The sequence below is a fragment of the Bradyrhizobium erythrophlei genome (genome assembly GCF_900129425.1).
GTDB lineage: Bacteria > Pseudomonadota > Alphaproteobacteria > Rhizobiales > Xanthobacteraceae > Bradyrhizobium > Bradyrhizobium erythrophlei_C.
Window position 1 is genome coordinate 1,334,462 of the sequence record NZ_LT670817.1, and the last position, 16,189, is coordinate 1,350,650.

Sequence of the window (16,189 nt, forward strand, 5' to 3'; positions counted from 1 at the left end):
TTCCTCCGAGAGTGAATCGGGCCAGGAGGCAGTTTTCAATGAGCACGCTTCAACGCAGGGCTATTGTTTTCGGGGTTGGTTCCGAACAGGGACTTGGTGCAGCGCTGGCTGGATCTGCGCGCCATTCAAGGAGGCTTCCTAGAATCCAGGCAACCCCCAACAAAAAGGAGAGCAACATGGGACTGCAGAACGAAAAGATCGCAGCATTATCGTTCGTGACCGCCGATCTCAACTACCTGGCGCCCGCTCGGGACCGGCCGCGGACCTATACTTTCGAACCGCCGCCCGGCGAACCCAGATCGAATATCGTGGCGGAGCCGCACAACGTGCCGATTCATGACGTTCGTCCGATCAGTGAGACGGTTTCGGTCGATCGGGAAGGGTTTGCCCTGGTACGGCACAGGAGTTCGGTAAAAAATTTCTACGACGAAGATGAAATCAAGCGCATCTATTATCCGGAGGCGGAACGGCTGATCAAGGCTGTCACCGGCGCCGACCGGGTATCGGTGTTCGACCATACGGTACGCAGACGCGTCGAAGGCGCCGCCGATCGCGACGGCGGCCTGCGTCAGCCGGTGGCGCGCGTCCATGTCGACCACACCGAGAAATCCGGGCCGCAGCGCGTCCGCGACCTCATTCCGGACGAGGCGGAGCACCTTCTGAAGGGCCGGTTGCAGATCATCAATCTGTGGCGGCCGATTCGAGGGCCGCTGCTGGACTCACCATTGGCCGTCTGCGACGCCCGCACGGTAAAGCCAGGCGAGCTGGTTGCGTCCGATCTGGTCTATCGCGATCGCGTCGGCGAGACCTACTCGGTGAAATACAATCCCGACCATCGATGGTTTTATGTGCCGGCGATGACGGTCGATGAAGCCTTGCTGCTGAAGTGCTTTGATTCCAACACCGACGGGCGAGCCCGCTTCGCGCCCCATACAGCCTTCGTCGATCCGACCACGCCTCCCGACGCTCCACCGCGCGAGAGCATCGAACTGCGGACGCTGGTGTTTCACGCGAGTTGAACGTGATGGGTTGAGGTTGAACCACAGCGCTGAAAGACTCTGCTCTATCCTTCCCGTGGGGCAACGGGAGCAGAGTTCGCCTGGGTGCCTGTGGCGGCAATTACCCCTGCAACGCTGCGAGCAATTCGTCGGGCCGCTCGACCATCATCATGTGACCTGCACCGCGCAGCACCACGGTGCGCGAATTCGGCAACGCGGCGGCGAGCGCCTTGCCTGATCTTGCCGGGGTCATCATGTCGCGCTCACCGAGAATGAATGTCGCGGGAACGGTGACCTGCGCGGCGGCGGCGAGCGCGTTCTGATAGGCGTTGCAGGCGGAGAGGTCGTTGAACAGTACGCCGGGCCGGCACTGTTCAAGCACCCGTTGGGCGCCGCTGTGCATCCACAAACCCGGCGCCAGGCTTCCGCCGAGTTCCGCCTGAAAGCCGAGGCCCCAGATCGAGACCATGTCGACGGCCGTATGATCGTCGGCCTCCGCGGCCTTGAGAAGGTCAGGTCCGACCGTCATCGTCGCCGCCGTTCCGATCAGGCTCAGCGCCGAGACTTTTGCCGGGTGTCGCGCAGCGGTCTCCAGCGCGATCAGCGAACCCATGGAGTGACCGACGAGCCTTGCCTTCGCCACGCCGGCGGCGTCGAGCAGCGCGGCGGTCCAGTCGGCCATGTCGGCGATCGTGGAGAGCGGCGCGCCGGCCGAGCGGCCGTGGCCGGGCAAATCCGGAGCCAGCACGCCATAGCCATGATGTGCGAACCACCGGCTGTGCAAAGCCCAAGTGGTATGATCGAAGCCGGCGCCGTGCAGCAGCACGACGGTCGGCAGCGACGAATCGAATTCCCGGCCGCCGGTGGCGACGAAGGCATCAACGTCGTTCACGGACAAAAACATGGTTCAAGCCTTCTGCGAAAGCCGGAGCGCCTGGCCGAGGTCATCGATGATATCGGCGGCGGATTCGATGCCGACGGACAACCGCACCAGCTCTTCGCCGATGCCCGAGGCTTTGAGTTGGGCGGCATCCATCTGCTGATGGGTCGTGCTGGCGGGATGAATGACGAGGGTTTTGGCGTCGCCGACATTGGCCAGATGGCTGACCATCCGAAGCGCCTCGATGAACTTCTTGCCGGCAGGCCGGCCGCCCTTGATTCCGAAACTGACGATCGACCCCGCGCCGCGCGGCAGCAATCGCTTGGCCAGTTCGTGATCGGGATGGCTTTCGAGCGAAGGGTGCAGCACCCAATCAACGGCTTTATTCGCCGCGAGGGCCTCAAGCACGGCATGCGTGTTGGCGACATGGCGCTCCATGCGAATACCCAAAGTCTCGACGCCCTGCAGCAATTGAAAGGCATTGGTCGGTGACAGGCAGGCGCCGAAGTCGCGCAGGCCTTCGGTGCGAGCCCGCATGATAAACGCGGCCGGGCCGAATTGCTCGTCAAAGACAATGCCGTGATATCCGCCGTAAGGTTCGGTCAGCACTGAAAATTTGCCGGAAGCGCGCCAGTCGAACCGGCCGCCGTCGACGATCACGCCGCCGATGGCGATGCCATGGCCGCCGATCCACTTCGTCGCTGAATGCATGACAATGTCGGCGCCAAGCTCGATCGGCCGGCTGAGAAACGGCGTCGCGAACGTGTTGTCGATCAGCAGCGGGATTTTCGCGTCATGCGCGATGTCAGCGACGGCAGGAATATCCAGCACCTCGAGACCGGGATTGCCGATGGTTTCACCGATCACGAGCCGGGTGTTGGGTTGAATTGCCGCGCGGAATTCGTCGAGCGCGCGGGGCTTGACAAAGGTCGTGGTGATGCCGAAGCGCGGCAGCGTGTGCGCCAGCAGATTGATGGTGCCGCCATAGAGCGAGGCAGAGGCGACGATGTGATCGCCGGCATTGAGCAGCGTCGCGATCGCCAGGTGCAGCGCGGCCATGCCGCTCGCCGTGCAGATCGCGCCGACGCCGCCTTCCAGCGCGGCGAGCCGCTCTTCGAGCACCGCGGTGGTCGGGTTCGAAATCCGGGTGTAGATGTTTCCCGCGCGCTCCAGATTGAACAGCGCCGCGGCATGCTCGGAATCCTGAAAGACATAGGATGTGGTCTGGTAAATCGGGACCGCACGCGCGCCCGTGACGGGATCGGGATGTTGCCCCGCATGGAGGCTCAGGGTTTCGAAGGCGGGCGGCCTGGGTGCGGGCATGTCGATCTCGAGGAAAGATGCGTTGTCTGGTTATCACCGAGTTCGGCAGGGTGTGCCACAAAAACCCTCTGATTGTTAGCCCATGGCTTTGTTTCGCTCCGCTTTCCTCCCGGCCCGGACTTGATTTGCCGAAGAATATTCCGTCCGTTGCACAGCTGACGGTGCGATTATTTCGATCAGTGATATCGCCCGGCCGCTGACGCTTCCATCGCGAGAGTTTGCCGGGTCGAACTTTCCCTGCCCATCTTTTGATTAACCGTTCTGCTCGATCCGTGCGCCGAGAAAAATGAGCCGCGCCGGATCGCGATTGCGCAATAATCACATCGCGACCACGCTGCGGCGCAGCGTCGTCATTGCTATTTTTGCAGAGCACTCGACACATCTCGCAGACAGCACCATCCTCTTTTGACAGCGAATGACCGCGCCCCGTTGCGGTATTCCAGTCGGGAGATCGCAATGAAGCGTCGCGAGTTTTTGCAACTATCCTTTGGAACCGTGACGATCGCTGCGCTGTCGCAGCGTGCGAGGGCGCAAGGAAGCCTCAAGGAAATTCGCATCGGCTATCAGAAGAATGGCGTGCTCGTGATCGTGCGGGAGCGCGCGACCCTTGAGGAGCATTTTGGTGCCCAGGGCGTCGACGTGAAATTTGTCGAGTTCTCGTCGGGGCCTCCGATGATGGAAGCGATGAATGTCGGCAGCATCGATTACGGCGCCGTCGGCGACTCACCTCCGGTATTCGCGCAGTCGGCCGGAGCAGCCATCGTCTATGCCGCGGGTGAGCCGATCACCAACGGGCAGGGCATTCTGGTGCAGGGCAATTCGCCGATCCGCGCCATTGCGGATTTGAAGGGCAAGCGCGTCGGCTTCACCAAGGGCTCCAGCGCCCACAATATCGTCGTGCAGACCCTGGAAAAAGCAGGACTCATCTACGCCGATATCACGCCGGTCTATCTGACGCCGCCGGATGCGGGCCCGGCTTTCGCCAATGGCAGCATCGATGCCTGGTCGATCTGGGATCCGTATTTCGCGATCGGCGAGACCAAACAGAATGGCCGCATCCTGGTCAACGCGTCGGATATCACCAAGACCAACTCGTTCTATATCGCCAATCGCGACTTTGCGAAGGCCCACGGGCAGGTGTTGCAGCAGATCATCGATGTGACCGCCTCGACCGCAAAGTGGGCGGAGACGCACCGCGATGCGGTGGCGCAGGCACTGAGCGCGGTCACCAAGATCCCTCTCGACATCCAGACCGTCGCCGCCAACCGTTCGTCATTTGCCGTGGGGCCGATCACCGAGGACATCATCGCGACTCAACAGGGCGTCGCCGATCGCTTCTTCAAGCTTGGGCTCATTCCGAAACCGGTCTTGGTCCGCGATGCGGTCTGGAAGCCGGTGCAGACCTGACCCATCCCATCCTTGGCAGCCTGTTGCCGAAACCAATCAAGATTTCCGACGCGGCAAGGAGGCCCGGCACATGAGTACCCATCAGTCATCCAAAGCCAACATTCTCTGGTTCCTGCCGACCCACGGCGATGGCCGCTATCTGGGCACCACGACCGGCGGACGCGAAGTGAATTTCAATTACCTGCGCCAGATCGCGCAGGCCGCCGATCAACTCGGCTATTTCGGCGTGCTGCTGCCGACCGGGCGAAGCTGCGAAGATTCCTGGGTGGTGGCGTCGGCCGTGGCGCCATGGACCGAGCGGCTGCGTTATCTGGTGGCGGTGCGGCCCGGGCTGCAGTCGCCGGGCGTTGCCGCGCGCATGACCGCGACGCTCGACCGGGTGTCGAACGGACGACTGCTGGTCAACGTCGTCACCGGCGGCGACCCCGTCGAAAACAAGGGCGATGGAATTTTCCTCGGGCATGATGAGCGCTACGCCGTCACCCGCGAGTTTCTCAACGTCTACAGCGATCTGCTTGCGGGAAAGACCGTCAATGTCGAGGGCAGGCACATCCGCATCGAGGACGGACGCCTGCTGTTTCCCCCGGTGCAGTCGCCACGCCCGGCGCTCTATTTCGGCGGATCGTCGGATGCCGGCATCGATGTCGCCGTCGATACCGTCGATAAATATCTGACCTGGGGCGAGCCGCCGGCGCAGGTCGCCGACAAGGTCAACCGCGTCAAGGCGGTTGCCGCCGCGCGCGGACGCAAGCTCTCGTTCGGAATCCGGCTGCATGTGATCGTGCGTGAAACCAACGCCGAGGCCTGGAAGGCCGCGGACGAATTGATCCAGTACGTCACCGACGAGACCGTCGCCTCGGCGCAGAAGATCTTCTCCAGAATGGATTCGGTCGGCCAGCAGCGGATGGCGCAGTTGCATAGCGGACGCCGAGACAAGCTCGAGATCAGCCCGAATCTCTGGGCCGGCGTCGGCCTCGTGCGCGGCGGCGCGGGAACCGCACTGGTCGGCGATCCCCCGACCGTGGCGGCGCGCATCAGGGAGTATCAGGACGTCGGCATCGATACCTTCATCATGTCGGGCTACCCGCATCTCGAGGAAGCCTATCGCTTCGCCGAATTGGTGTTCCCGCTGTTGTCGTTGCAGCAGAACGACAATGTGACGACGCTTCGCGTCAATACCGGACCATTCGGCGAGACCATCGCCAATGAACGCCGGCCTTTGCTGAAGGCTTCGCAATCATGAGCCTGATCGAAAGCCTTCCGCGCGTCCGTGGCCTGCGGCTGCCGCGCGCCGATGGCCTGATCCAGTGGATCGTGCCGCTGGCCATCGTAGTGGTCTGGCAGGCCGCCTGCGAGACCGGATTCGTGCCGGGGCGCGTGCTGCCGGCGCCGAGCGATGTGGCATTGGCGGGCTGGAAGCTGCTGCTGTCGGGCGAACTGGCGCGCAATATCTGGGTCAGCTTCTGGCGCGCCGGCGCGGGCTTTGTCATCGGCGGCGGCATCGGCTTTGCTTTCGGCCTGGCCAATGGCCTGTCGCAACTCAGCAACAAGCTGACCGATACGACGTTGCAGATGGTGCGCAACATTCCGCATCTGGCGCTGATCCCGCTGGTCATCCTGTGGTTCGGGATCGATGAGTCCGCGAAACTGTTTCTGGTCGCGCTCGGGGTGTTCTTTCCGATCTATCTCAACACCCTGCACGGTATCCGCAGTGTCGATCCGCAGCTGGTCGAGATGGGACGCATCTACGGCATGACCGATGGCGAGTTGTTCCGGCGGGTGATCTTTCCGGGCGCATTGCCCTCGATTTTCGTCGGCGTGCGCTTTGCGCTCGGCATCATGTGGCTGACGTTGATCGTGGCGGAGACCATCGCCGCCTCGTCGGGGCTGGGCTACATGGCGATGCAGGCGCGCGAGTTCATGCAGATCGACGTCGTCGTGCTCAGCATCCTGATCTACGCCTTGCTGGGAAAACTGGCCGACAGCGCCGCGCGTGTGCTTGAGCGGCTGACACTGTCCTGGCATCCGGCGTTCCAGAAAACGTGAGAATATCCATGCAGGAAGCCGTTCGTTTTCGCTCATCGGATGCCGAGCCCGTGGATCGCGCCGACTTCATCGAGCAGGCGCGGGTAGCGCGGCGCGGTTCGGAAGCCTCCTCGCGCGGCCTTCCACTGACCATTCGGGGCTTGCGCAAATCGTTCGGCGACAACGAGGTGTTGCGCGGTATCGACCTGCATATTCCGGCGGGACAATTTGTGGCGATCGTCGGCCGCAGCGGCTGCGGCAAGAGCACGCTGCTGCGCCTGATCGCCGGCCTCGAGACGATCGATGCCGGCACGATTGGCTTTGGCGCGGAAACGCGGCCCGAGGATGTGCGGGTGATGTTTCAGGAGCCGCGGCTGTTGCCATGGGCGCGGGTGCTGTCGAACGTCGAAGTCGGCCTCGGTCGTGACCGCGCATCTTCGGATGCACAGGCGCGCGCCGAACAGGCGCTGGCGGAAGTCGGTCTCGAGGACAAGCGGGGGCAATGGCCGGCGGTTCTCTCCGGCGGACAGAAGCAGCGCGTGGCGCTGGCCCGCGCGCTGGTCAGTCATCCCCGCGTTCTGGCGTTCGACGAGCCGCTGGGCGCGCTTGACGCGCTGACGCGGATTTCGATGCAGCGCCTGCTGGAGCGGGTCTGGCACGATCAGGCCTTCACCGCGATCCTGGTGACCCATGACGTGTCGGAAGCCGTTGCGCTCGCCGATCGCGTGCTGGTGATCGAGCACGGCCGCATCGCGCACGATGTCAAGGTCGATATCCCGCGTCCCCACCGGCGCGGCGCGGCCGATCTTGCGGCGCTGGAAGGCTCGATCCTGCGCGACCTTCTCCGATCGGCGGATGAACCACTGGACTTGTGAGGCTGCCATGAATTCCGCCGTCCGCACCATCAAGATCGATCGCGAAGTTTCCTCAGGAGATTTTCGCAGCGCCATGCGTCATCTGGCGGGCGGGGTCAGCGTGATCACAGTCGGAAGCGGCAAGGATATCACGGGGATGACCGTGACATCGGTATCGTCGCTGTCGGTCGATCCGCCAACCCTGATTGCCAGCATCAACCGGGGATCATCGTCCTGGCCGCTGCTCGCACGTCACGGTTTCTTCGGCGTAAATATCCTGACCGCCGATCAGATCGATATCGCCGAGCGGTTTACCGGCAAGGACGGATTGAAGGGCGCCGACCGCTTCGCCGGCGCGCCGTGGACCGCCGGCCTGTCCGGCGTGCCGCTTTTGGCCGGCGCTTTGGCGGCGATCGAATGTGAAGCCGAGGATATCCTCGAGCGGCACTCCCATGCGATTGTGATCGGGCGGGTGCTGGACATCAGGACCTCGGGGCGTACCGCGGCGCTGGCCTACTGGCAGGGCCAATATGTCGCGATCGACCAGAACGAGGATGCGATCAGGCTTGCCGAGGTCAGCCTTCCGGCCCCGCGCGCTCTGCGCAAAATTTGACCCGGTGATTTCGGGACGCCCCGGGCCGCTTAAGACGGGGGCGTTGGCCTTTTGCGCGTTCGCAGGTTAAACCCTGATCGCCACAGCATCAGGAAACAGACCCCTGCGATGGAACGCATGCTCCTTCAAACTGCCATCGGCAGCGCGACTGGTTTGGCGGAAGAGCGGATCGTTGCGCCGCCGGTGAACTATTGGCGGCGGCTGGCGCGGGCGGCCCAAGGCCGTGTGCCGAGCCGATGAAACGGATCGCGACCTGGGTTTTTTATGGGGTCGGCGCGCTGGCGATCGGCTATCTCGCGCTGTACGCCTATGCGGCGTTTACCGGCCGCGAGTTGCAGCCCGGCGATCCCATCCATATTTTCCGCAAGCCCGACGCCCCGAACTACTCGGCGGCGACGGACGGCGCTTTCGGCTGATGGCGGGAGACGAAGGTGCGGCCCATGGTGACGTTCTTCTGAGCGCGGATCTGGGTGTTGTCGTAGGTCCAGCACTCGCCGGAATCGTCGAGGAAGCAGACCCACAGCAGATTGTATTCGGGCCCATAGTCGATCAGCAGATGGGCGTAGCCGTCACCCTTCGGGGTAATGACGGGAATCGGCGGATCGAGTTGGAGGGTGGACATGGCCGGCTTTCAAACAGAGTACGGCGAATTGCCTGTTTGAAAACGTGGTTGCCGCAAAACGGTTCCGGCGCGAGCAGAACTCGTGCCGGGTTATTTCAAATCACGCCGTCGCAGCGACGCGGTGATATTCGCCGGCGCCGGCGGGCGTGATCGGCAATCCGCCGTCGGCATATTCGTTCAGCTTGTTGCGCAGCGTACGGATCGAGATACCGAGAATGTTCGCTGCGTGGGTGCGGTTGCCGAGGCAATGCTTGAGCGTTTCCAGAATGAGATCGCGCTCTACGTCGGCTACCGTACGCCCGACCAGCGCGCGGGTGACCTGTTCGGCGGCGAAAGTGGCGTGCGCTACCGCCGGCACCGTCTTGACCAGGTCGAGACGGTCGCCGTCCGGCGTCAGGATGGCGTCGACGCCGATCTCGTCGCCCTGCGCCATCAGCACCGAACGATGAATGGTGTTTTCCAGTTCGCGGACGTTGCCCTGCCAGCGGTTGGAAGTCAGCACCCGCCTTGCATCCGCCGAAATCGGCCGCAACGGCACGCCGTTGGCGTCGGCATATTTCTTGGCGAAATGCTGTGCCAGTTCGAGAATGTCGGCCGGGCGTTCGCGCAGCGGCGGTATCTTCAGGTTCACGACGTTGAGCCGGAACAACAGGTCTTCGCGGAAGCTGCCTTCGCGCACGGCATCGGCGAGATTGCGGTTCGAGGTCGCGATGATGCGGATATCGACCGGGACCGGGCGGGTGCCGCCGACGCGATCGATCACGCGCTCCTGGATCGCGCGCAGCAATTTGGATTGCAGTCGCACATCCATCTCGGAGATTTCATCCAGCAGCAGCGTGCCGCCGGTGGCTTCCTCAAATTTTCCGATACGGCGCGCGACGGCGCCGGTGAACGCGCCCTTTTCGTGGCCGAACAGTTCGGATTCAAGCAGATGCTCGGGGATCGCCGCGCAATTGATGCTGATGAACGGCTTCTTGGCGCGGTTGGAGCGGGTATGGACATAGCGCGCCAGCACCTCCTTGCCGGTGCCGGATTCGCCGGTGATCATGACGGAAGCGTCGGAGCCGGCGATCTGCTGCGCCAGCTTGATCACCTTGGCCATCGCTTCGTCGCGGTAGATCAGATCGCGCGAATCGTTGGCGACGGCGGCGAGCACCGCGGCGATCAATTCGGGATCCGGCGGTAGCGGGATGTACTCCTTGGCGCCGGCGTGGATCGCGGCGACCGCGGCGCGGGCGTCATTGGAGATGCCGCAGGCGACGATCGGGACGTGAATGTGTTCGGCCTCGAGCCGCATCACCAGATCGCGGATGTCGAGGGCGACATCGACCAGCAGCAGGTCGGCGCCCTTGCCGCCGCGCAGCACCCGCATCGCCTGTTCGTGATCCTCCGCATGCGTAACGGAAGCGCCATTGTCCATGGCGATCTTGGTGGCCGTCGTAAGCTGGCCCTTCAATGTGCCAACGATGAGAAGCCGCATGGTAGTCTCTCCTGTTCGTCTGTTCGCGCCGGTTATGCGCGTATCGCAAAGAAAGCCTTCAGGTGCGTTCAGCCTTGATGATTTCGGTCATGGTTACGCCAAGCTTGTCTTCCACCAGCACCACCTCGCCGCGCGCCACCAGCCGGTTGTTGACATAGATGTCGATGGCTTCGCCGACGCGGCGATCGAGTTCGAGTACAGTCCCGGGCCCGAGTTTCAACAGTTCGCCGATATCCATCTTCGAGCGGCCGAGCACCGCCGAGACCTGTACCGGCACGTCGAACACGGCTTCCAGGTCGGCGGCGACGCGGGACGCCTGTTCGTCCTCGTGATAGGTCACGTCGTTGAGCGGCGGCGCGTTAGCGGCGTTGAGATCTGGAAGCGGGACCTGTGCGTCGGTGTCACTCATGGTTCAATCCTCATGGCCTCAAGTTGCGGCCTGATTGCGGGACGCCATGTAGCGCCCGACAAGTTCGTTGATCTTTGCCTCGATCGCCACGCGCTCCAGCACCACGCCACCATCGGCCCACTCGATCCTGCAATCGCCGGTCTCGATTTCGGGCTCCGCCAGGATCACCAGGCGCCCTTCGAAACCGCTTTGCTTGGCCAGCCGCTCGATCCGATCGCGGGCAGCCTCGTAAAGGGAATCGTTGATCCGAACCACCAGATGCGGCGTCGATACCAGATGCGAGAAGCAGTCGCTCACCAGTCCGGTGATCTCGCCAAGCGGCTCGCTGGAAATCAATTCCCGGCACAGCTTGCGCGCCACGGCAACCGCGACATCGACGGCTTCGGTTTCCATTCGGGTTTCAATGCCGGAAAAGCGCGCGGCGATGCCCTGGATGCCTAACCGGATCTCCTCGAGCGCCAGCGCGGAACGGCGGTCGCTTTCCGCCTTCGCCTCGCGCTGCCCGGCATCATAGCCCTCGCGATAGGCGCGGGCCTCGGCCGAGGCGATCTTCTGCGCGATTTCCGACGGCGTGGCGGGCCGCTCACGCGACTTGTCTGGCGCCGAGAAGTCCATGTCGAACAGGAATTTGGCGGGGGCGGCCATCAGTACACCAGCTCGTCGTCGGCGCGGTTCTTGGTCAGCGTGATTTCGCCCTTGGCCGCGAGATCCTTGGCAAGATTGACAAGCAGCGCCTGCGCCTCGTCGACATCGCGCAAGCGTACCGGTCCCATTGCCCCCATGTCGTCCAGCAGCATCTTGCCGGCGCGGGATGACATGTTGCCGAGGAAGAAGCCGCGTACCTCCTCGTTGGCGCTCTTCAGCGCGACGCCGAGCTTGTCCTTGTCGATGTTGCGCATCAATGTCTGGGCGGAAGCGGAATCGAGCTTGATGAGATCGTCGAAGGTGAACATCAGCGCCTTGATGCGTTCGGCGGATTCGCGGTTCTCCTCTTCCAGCGAAGTGATGAAGCGGGTTTCGGTCTGGCGGTCGAAATTGTTGAAGATCTCGGCCATCACCTCGTGGGCGTCGCGGCGGCGGGTCTGCGACAGGTTCGACATGAATTCGGTGCGAAGCGTCTGTTCGACGCGCTCGATCACTTCCTTCTGCACCGCTTCCATCCTCAGCATCCGGCCGATCACGTCGAGCGCCATGTCCTCGGGCAGGATCGCCAGCACCCGGGCGGCATGCTCCGACTTGAGCTTCGACAGCACCACGGCGATGGTCTGCGGATATTCATTCTTGAGATAGTTGGCGAGCACCTCTTCCTGAACGTTGGAGAGTTTCTCCCACATGTTGCGACCCGCCGGGCCGCGAATTTCGTCCATGATGCCGCTCACGCGCTCCGTGGGCAGGTATTGCTGCAACAGCCGTTCGGTGGCGTCGAACGTTCCCATCAATGCGCCGGACGCCGACATCCGCGACACGAATTCGAGCAGCAGGTCTTCCACCACGTCGGCCTCGACGGTGCCAAGCGTCGACATATGCATCGACAGTTCGCGCACTTCGTCGTCGTCGAGCAGCGACCAGACCTTGCCGCCATATTGTTCTCCCAGCGCCAGCATCAGGATCGCGGCGCGTTTCGGGCCGCTCATTTTCGGACCCTTGGGACGATTCGCCTGCCGGCTCGCCAATTGGGCGATGACGGTGGAGATATCGTTGGCGTTTGTGGTTTGCGGTACGGCCATGTCAGATCACGCAGCCGGCTCGGTGAGCCATTGACGAACGATGGAAGCGGTTTCGTTGGGGTTTCGCTCGGCCAGCTCGCCGACGCGATGCACCGACTGGGCGTGGACCTGGCCCTGGACCTGGGCGACGTCGATCAATTGCGCGGTGGCGTTGGTGCCGGGAACGAGGCTTTGCCCGCCTGCGCCGTCGGCTTGGGCGCTGCCGTCGGTTAACGCCGGTGCCGAACCGGCGCCGGTGAGCGAGGGGACCTCCTCGGAAGCCAGGATGCGCTTGACCAGCGGCCGGATCACCATGAACAGCACCACGAGGCTGAGCAGCATCATGACTCCGAGTTCGATGACGTACATCACGTCGTCCTTGGTGAATTGCAGCATGCCGAGCAGGCCGGTCGGCTCGGCGAGCGGGGCCACCGCCGGCGCTTCGGCGAATTTCAGGTTCACGACCTCGACCTGGTCGCCGCGCTTCTGATCGAAGCCGATCGCCGAGCGCACCAGCGTCGCGATCCGCTCCAGCTCCGCCTTGCCGCGTTCCTGATAGACCATTTCGCCTTTTTCATTCTTGGAATAACTGCCATCGACCAGCACGGCGACCGAGATACGGTTGACCCGGCCGGCCTCTGTGACTTCGGTCTTGGTGGTGTGGGAGATTTCGTAGTTGTTGGTTTCCTCGGTTTTCTTGCTCTGGTCGCGCGCCGGCGTCGCAGTGTCCTGGCGCTGATTGCCCGGCAATTCGTTGTTGACGGTGACCTGGCCGTTATTTTCGGCGGTCGCGCTGGATTCTTCCCGGGTCTGGCTCGAGCGCAGCACCCGGCCTTCGGGGTCGAACTTGTCCGAGGTCTGGGTAACCTTGTTGTAGTCGAAGTCGGCCGAGAGCTGGACGCGGGCGCGGCCGGCGCCGACCACGGACGACACGATCGCCTCTACCTCATTGCGCATTCGCTTCTCATAGGCGGTGCGGCGATCGTCCCCGACCGCGCTATCGGTGTCGCCACCCGCGCCGTCGGCGAGCAATTGACCGGCCTCATCGACGATCGACACCCGCTGCGGCTTCAGGCCGCTGACGGCGGAGGCGACCAGGTGGCGGATGGCGCGAATCTGCTGCGGTTCGAGCGTCCCGCGCACGCGCACGACGATTGAGGCGGATGGTTCGGGCGTCTCGCGCGAAAACAGCGGCCGCTCGGGCAACACCAGATGGACCCGGGCCGCCTGGATGCGGTCGATGGCGCGAATGGTACGGGCAAGCTCGCCCTCGAGCGCGCGCAAATGATTGATGTTCTGCACGAAGCTCGTGGTGCCGAGCGCGTCGGATTTGTCGAAAATCTCGTAGCCAACGCCGCCGCCCTTGGGCAAGCCGCCCTCGGCGAGCTTCATGCGCAGCCGCGTGACCTTGTCCTTTGGCACCATGATCACCGCGCCGTCGTTGCGCAGTTCGTAAGGGATCGCCTGGCGTTCCAGGTCCTTGGTGATGGCGGAGGAATCCTCGAGGCTGAGGTCGGTAAACAGGGTGGTCATCTGCGGCGTCGTGACGCGCATGATGACGAACGCGAAGAAGCCGATCAGCGCGGCTGTCACCGCGACCATCGCCATCAACCGCGACGCACCCAGACCCTTCAGGAAGCCTAAAAGACTCTGCAAACCAACCGCCCCATAGATTCGGCTCCAGAAGCCGACTGGGCAATTATTGCCTATGGGATGGTTTCGATATGGTTAACGAAGGTTAAGAGCGGTGGCGAAACTTCAACATGGGAAAAATCGGCCTCGCACAGCGAGCCCGATTTTCGTCTAATGCCGCTGATTCTGGCGAGCGTTTATTGGCGATATTGCTGGATGCGCGTGGTGCGCAGCCCCGCAAGGCCATGCTGATCGATGGAAAACTGCCAGGACAGGAATTCGTCGACGGTCAGCGTATAACGGCTGCAAGCCTCCTCGAGGGAGAGCAGGCCGCCGCGGACAGCGGCAACGACTTCGGCCTTACGGCGAATAACCCACCGTTTAGTGCCGGGCGCGGGCAAATCCGCAATTGTTAACGGACTGCCGTCAGGCCCGATGACGTATTTTACCCTCGGGCGATGGGGTTCTGTCATGGCGTACTCACAAACTCTCAACCACTGAACTCACGATAACAACCTACGCCCCGCGACTTAAAATTTGCCTAAGCCCAAGGCTTCAATACGAATCTCCTTGAAAATGCCTGCAAACCGTTCTGGCCCGGCGTCTGAAAGACGCCGGGCTGAGGCAGATTGTAAACGGACTGATAGTTTATCCGGCGGCTCGATTGTGCCGGCCTGGGCTTCGGGACTAGTTCACGATGCTCTGGATCTGGCTGACGGTGTAAGTCGAGCCGTTGATCGACAGCAACGGAGGCGATTGAGTGAGATCGACCGAATTGACCACGCCCTGGACCTGCGTGGTAACGGCGACGGTGTTGTTCGAGGAGTCCTTGGCGGTGGCCGTCATGGTGTAATTGCCGGAAGAGTATTGGGTGCCGTCACTGCCTTGGCCGTTCCACACGAAGGGCTGGTTGTTGCCCGCGGTTACGGGATAGCTGCCCGAGAACACGGTCTGACCGGTGCTGCTGGCGATGGTGACGTTGAGGGTTGAATTGGTCGGAATGCTGAGCTCCCAGGTCGCGCTGCCGTTGGTCAGTCCCGCCGTGCTGCCATTGACCACCGCGGTCTTGCCGACGAATCCGAGCGCCTGGGTCGATTGCGCGGTCTGCTGCAAGGATACCAGCGTCGCCAGTGAATCGTTGGTGTTGAGCTGCTGCTGGACGCCGGCGAATTCGACCAGCTGCTGGGTGAATTGGTTGGTGTCCAGCGGACTGAGCGGGTTCTGGTTCTGCAATTGCGTTGTCAGCAGGGTCAGAAAGCTTTGAAAGTTGCCGGCAATTTGCGAGGACGCCAGCGCATTTGCAGCCGACGCCGATGAGCCTGACGAGGAGGAAGAGGCGGGTAGGGGCGTCGTCCCCGAAACGACCGGGCTGGCTGTGGCTGATGTTGTTGTCATGTCCGTCTCCTCAGACGCTAATGTCCACGCCGCTGCTCGATCCGAGCATACGGCCATATGATCGTCCCGCGACCGCGGTGGGGATGGCGGCATCCTCGCTGATGACGAGGTGCTGCGCGTTGCGGCCGTTTTGGTTGCCGCTGTTCTGACCGGAAGAAGACTGGTCGCGCAGGCTGAATTGCAGGCCATTGTCGCCGGTCTTGAAACCGGCATCATCGAGCTGACGCTGAAGCTGCGGTGCGTCCTGACGCAGCATCGACAGCGTTTCCGGCTTTTCGACCGTCAAATGCGACGTCACCTGGCCGTTGCGATCGACATCGATGCGAACATCGATGCGGCCAAGGTCGGCTGGATCGAGCCGGATTTCGAAGCTGCTCTTGCCGTTTTTGGCCGATGCCGCGATCTCAAGCGCCAGCCCGCTCAACGGCACGGCCGCATGGCTCGCCGCCGTGACGGTCAATGGACCGACCGGAGCCGCCGTGGCGGCAATGGCGGGCAGCTGCGGCTGGATCGAACCGGTCGCCTGCGCGCCTGTATCCGATGGGCCTGTTGGGGCGTGTCCGCCGACCGGCAAACTGTCATGGGCCGACGCGGCGGATGCCGATATCGATGGGGGATCGCCCGAGGCATCGGCTTTCGCCGTGTCGCTGCCATTCCCGGCCTCCGGCTTGCCTGCGATGGCCGGTTGCTGGCCGGCGTTTTGAGCGGCGTCAGCCGGTGTCGCTGTAGCCGACGGATCGGCGTTCCCCGAAGCCGTATCTGAAGCGCCCGACGCCGCGGTCTTCGCTTGCGTCGCTACCGGCGCCTTGAGCGGCGTGGCTTTCGCGATCACCGGCGCAGCGTTC

General features: G+C 62.9%; 17 protein-coding genes and 1 pseudogene. 7 read left to right on the forward strand and 11 right to left on the reverse strand.

Annotated elements, in window-relative coordinates; translation table 11 throughout:
• Positions 1-176: 176 nt before the first annotated feature.
• Positions 177-1,019, forward strand: coding sequence for a CmcJ/NvfI family oxidoreductase (locus B5527_RS06325; RefSeq protein ID WP_079600526.1), 843 nt, complete (start codon positions 177-179; stop codon positions 1,017-1,019).
• A gap of 100 nt (positions 1,020-1,119) precedes the next feature.
• On the opposite strand, the gene B5527_RS06330 is transcribed toward B5527_RS06325, so the two are convergent.
• Both B5527_RS06330 and B5527_RS06335 read right to left on the reverse strand, forming a co-directional pair.
• Entirely contained in the window at positions 1,120-1,902 is a 783-nt protein-coding gene (locus B5527_RS06330; protein ID WP_079600527.1) for an alpha/beta fold hydrolase, read from the reverse strand.
• Positions 1,903-1,905: 3 nt separating this feature from the next.
• Complete coding sequence (locus B5527_RS06335; RefSeq protein WP_079600528.1) at positions 1,906-3,201, reverse strand: O-acetylhomoserine aminocarboxypropyltransferase; 1,296 nt, start codon at positions 3,199-3,201, stop codon at positions 1,906-1,908.
• A gap of 456 nt (positions 3,202-3,657) precedes the next feature.
• Here B5527_RS06335 and B5527_RS06340 point away from each other — a divergent pair, with 456 nt between their 5' ends.
• From B5527_RS06340 to B5527_RS06365, 6 genes are all read left to right on the forward strand, one after another.
• The gene (locus B5527_RS06340) at positions 3,658-4,608 is read left to right on the forward strand and encodes a sulfonate ABC transporter substrate-binding protein (protein WP_079600529.1); all 951 of its coding nucleotides are present in this window, start codon (positions 3,658-3,660) and stop codon (positions 4,606-4,608) included.
• Positions 4,609-4,678: 70 nt separating this feature from the next.
• The gene (gene ssuD, locus B5527_RS06345) at positions 4,679-5,851 is read left to right on the forward strand and encodes an FMNH2-dependent alkanesulfonate monooxygenase (protein WP_079600530.1); all 1,173 of its coding nucleotides are present in this window, start codon (positions 4,679-4,681) and stop codon (positions 5,849-5,851) included.
• The gene (gene ssuC, locus B5527_RS06350; RefSeq protein ID WP_079600531.1) at positions 5,848-6,654 is read left to right on the forward strand and encodes an aliphatic sulfonate ABC transporter permease SsuC; all 807 of its coding nucleotides are present in this window, start codon (positions 5,848-5,850) and stop codon (positions 6,652-6,654) included. The genes ssuD and ssuC overlap by 4 nt, the downstream gene beginning before the upstream one ends.
• Before the next feature lie 8 nt (positions 6,655-6,662).
• Entirely contained in the window at positions 6,663-7,508 is an 846-nt protein-coding gene (locus tag B5527_RS06355; protein ID WP_079600532.1) for an ATP-binding cassette domain-containing protein, read from the forward strand.
• Positions 7,509-7,515: 7 nt separating this feature from the next.
• Complete coding sequence (locus tag B5527_RS06360; RefSeq protein WP_079600533.1) at positions 7,516-8,100, forward strand: flavin reductase family protein; 585 nt, start codon at positions 7,516-7,518, stop codon at positions 8,098-8,100.
• A 236-nt stretch (positions 8,101-8,336) separates the two neighbouring features.
• Positions 8,337-8,516: a hypothetical protein gene (locus tag B5527_RS06365; protein WP_079600534.1), complete on the forward strand. Its 180-nt coding sequence runs from the start codon at positions 8,337-8,339 to the stop codon at positions 8,514-8,516.
• Here B5527_RS06365 and B5527_RS06370 read toward each other — a convergent pair.
• The 9 genes and pseudogenes from B5527_RS06370 to B5527_RS06410 all read right to left on the reverse strand — a co-directional run.
• Positions 8,483-8,722 (reverse strand): hypothetical protein, encoded by a 240-nt coding sequence (locus tag B5527_RS06370; protein WP_079600535.1) that lies wholly within the window; start codon positions 8,720-8,722, stop codon positions 8,483-8,485. The genes B5527_RS06365 and B5527_RS06370 overlap by 34 nt on opposite strands.
• 100 nt (positions 8,723-8,822) lie before the next feature.
• Positions 8,823-10,202, reverse strand: coding sequence for a sigma-54 interaction domain-containing protein (locus B5527_RS06375; protein WP_079600536.1), 1,380 nt, complete (start codon positions 10,200-10,202; stop codon positions 8,823-8,825).
• 58 nt (positions 10,203-10,260) lie between these two features.
• A complete protein-coding gene (gene fliN, locus B5527_RS06380) occupies positions 10,261-10,611 on the reverse strand; it encodes a flagellar motor switch protein FliN (protein WP_079600537.1) in 351 nt (116 codons plus the stop codon).
• An 18-nt stretch (positions 10,612-10,629) separates the two neighbouring features.
• Positions 10,630-11,256 carry a FliH/SctL family protein gene (locus B5527_RS06385; RefSeq protein WP_079600538.1) on the reverse strand — a complete coding sequence of 209 codons (627 nt, stop codon included), beginning with the start codon at positions 11,254-11,256 and terminating at the stop codon, positions 10,630-10,632.
• Positions 11,256-12,338 carry a flagellar motor switch protein FliG gene (fliG, locus tag B5527_RS06390; RefSeq protein ID WP_079600539.1) on the reverse strand — a complete coding sequence of 361 codons (1,083 nt, stop codon included), beginning with the start codon at positions 12,336-12,338 and terminating at the stop codon, positions 11,256-11,258. Before fliG ends, B5527_RS06385 begins: the two co-directional genes overlap by 1 nt.
• Positions 12,339-12,344: 6 nt before the next feature.
• Complete coding sequence (gene fliF / locus B5527_RS06395; RefSeq protein ID WP_079600540.1) at positions 12,345-13,973, reverse strand: flagellar basal-body MS-ring/collar protein FliF; 1,629 nt, start codon at positions 13,971-13,973, stop codon at positions 12,345-12,347.
• Between the two features lie 173 nt (positions 13,974-14,146).
• Positions 14,147-14,422 (reverse strand): DUF1153 domain-containing protein, encoded by a 276-nt coding sequence (locus B5527_RS06400; protein ID WP_002714638.1) that lies wholly within the window; start codon positions 14,420-14,422, stop codon positions 14,147-14,149.
• Positions 14,423-14,636: 214 nt separating this feature from the next.
• A complete protein-coding gene (locus B5527_RS06405) occupies positions 14,637-15,344 on the reverse strand; it encodes a flagellar hook assembly protein FlgD (RefSeq protein ID WP_079600541.1) in 708 nt (235 codons plus the stop codon).
• Positions 15,345-15,354: 10 nt separating this feature from the next.
• Positions 15,355-16,035, reverse strand: a pseudogene (locus B5527_RS06410) (flagellar hook-length control protein FliK); the annotation flags it as partial.
• Between the last annotated feature and the right edge of the window lie 154 nt (positions 16,036-16,189).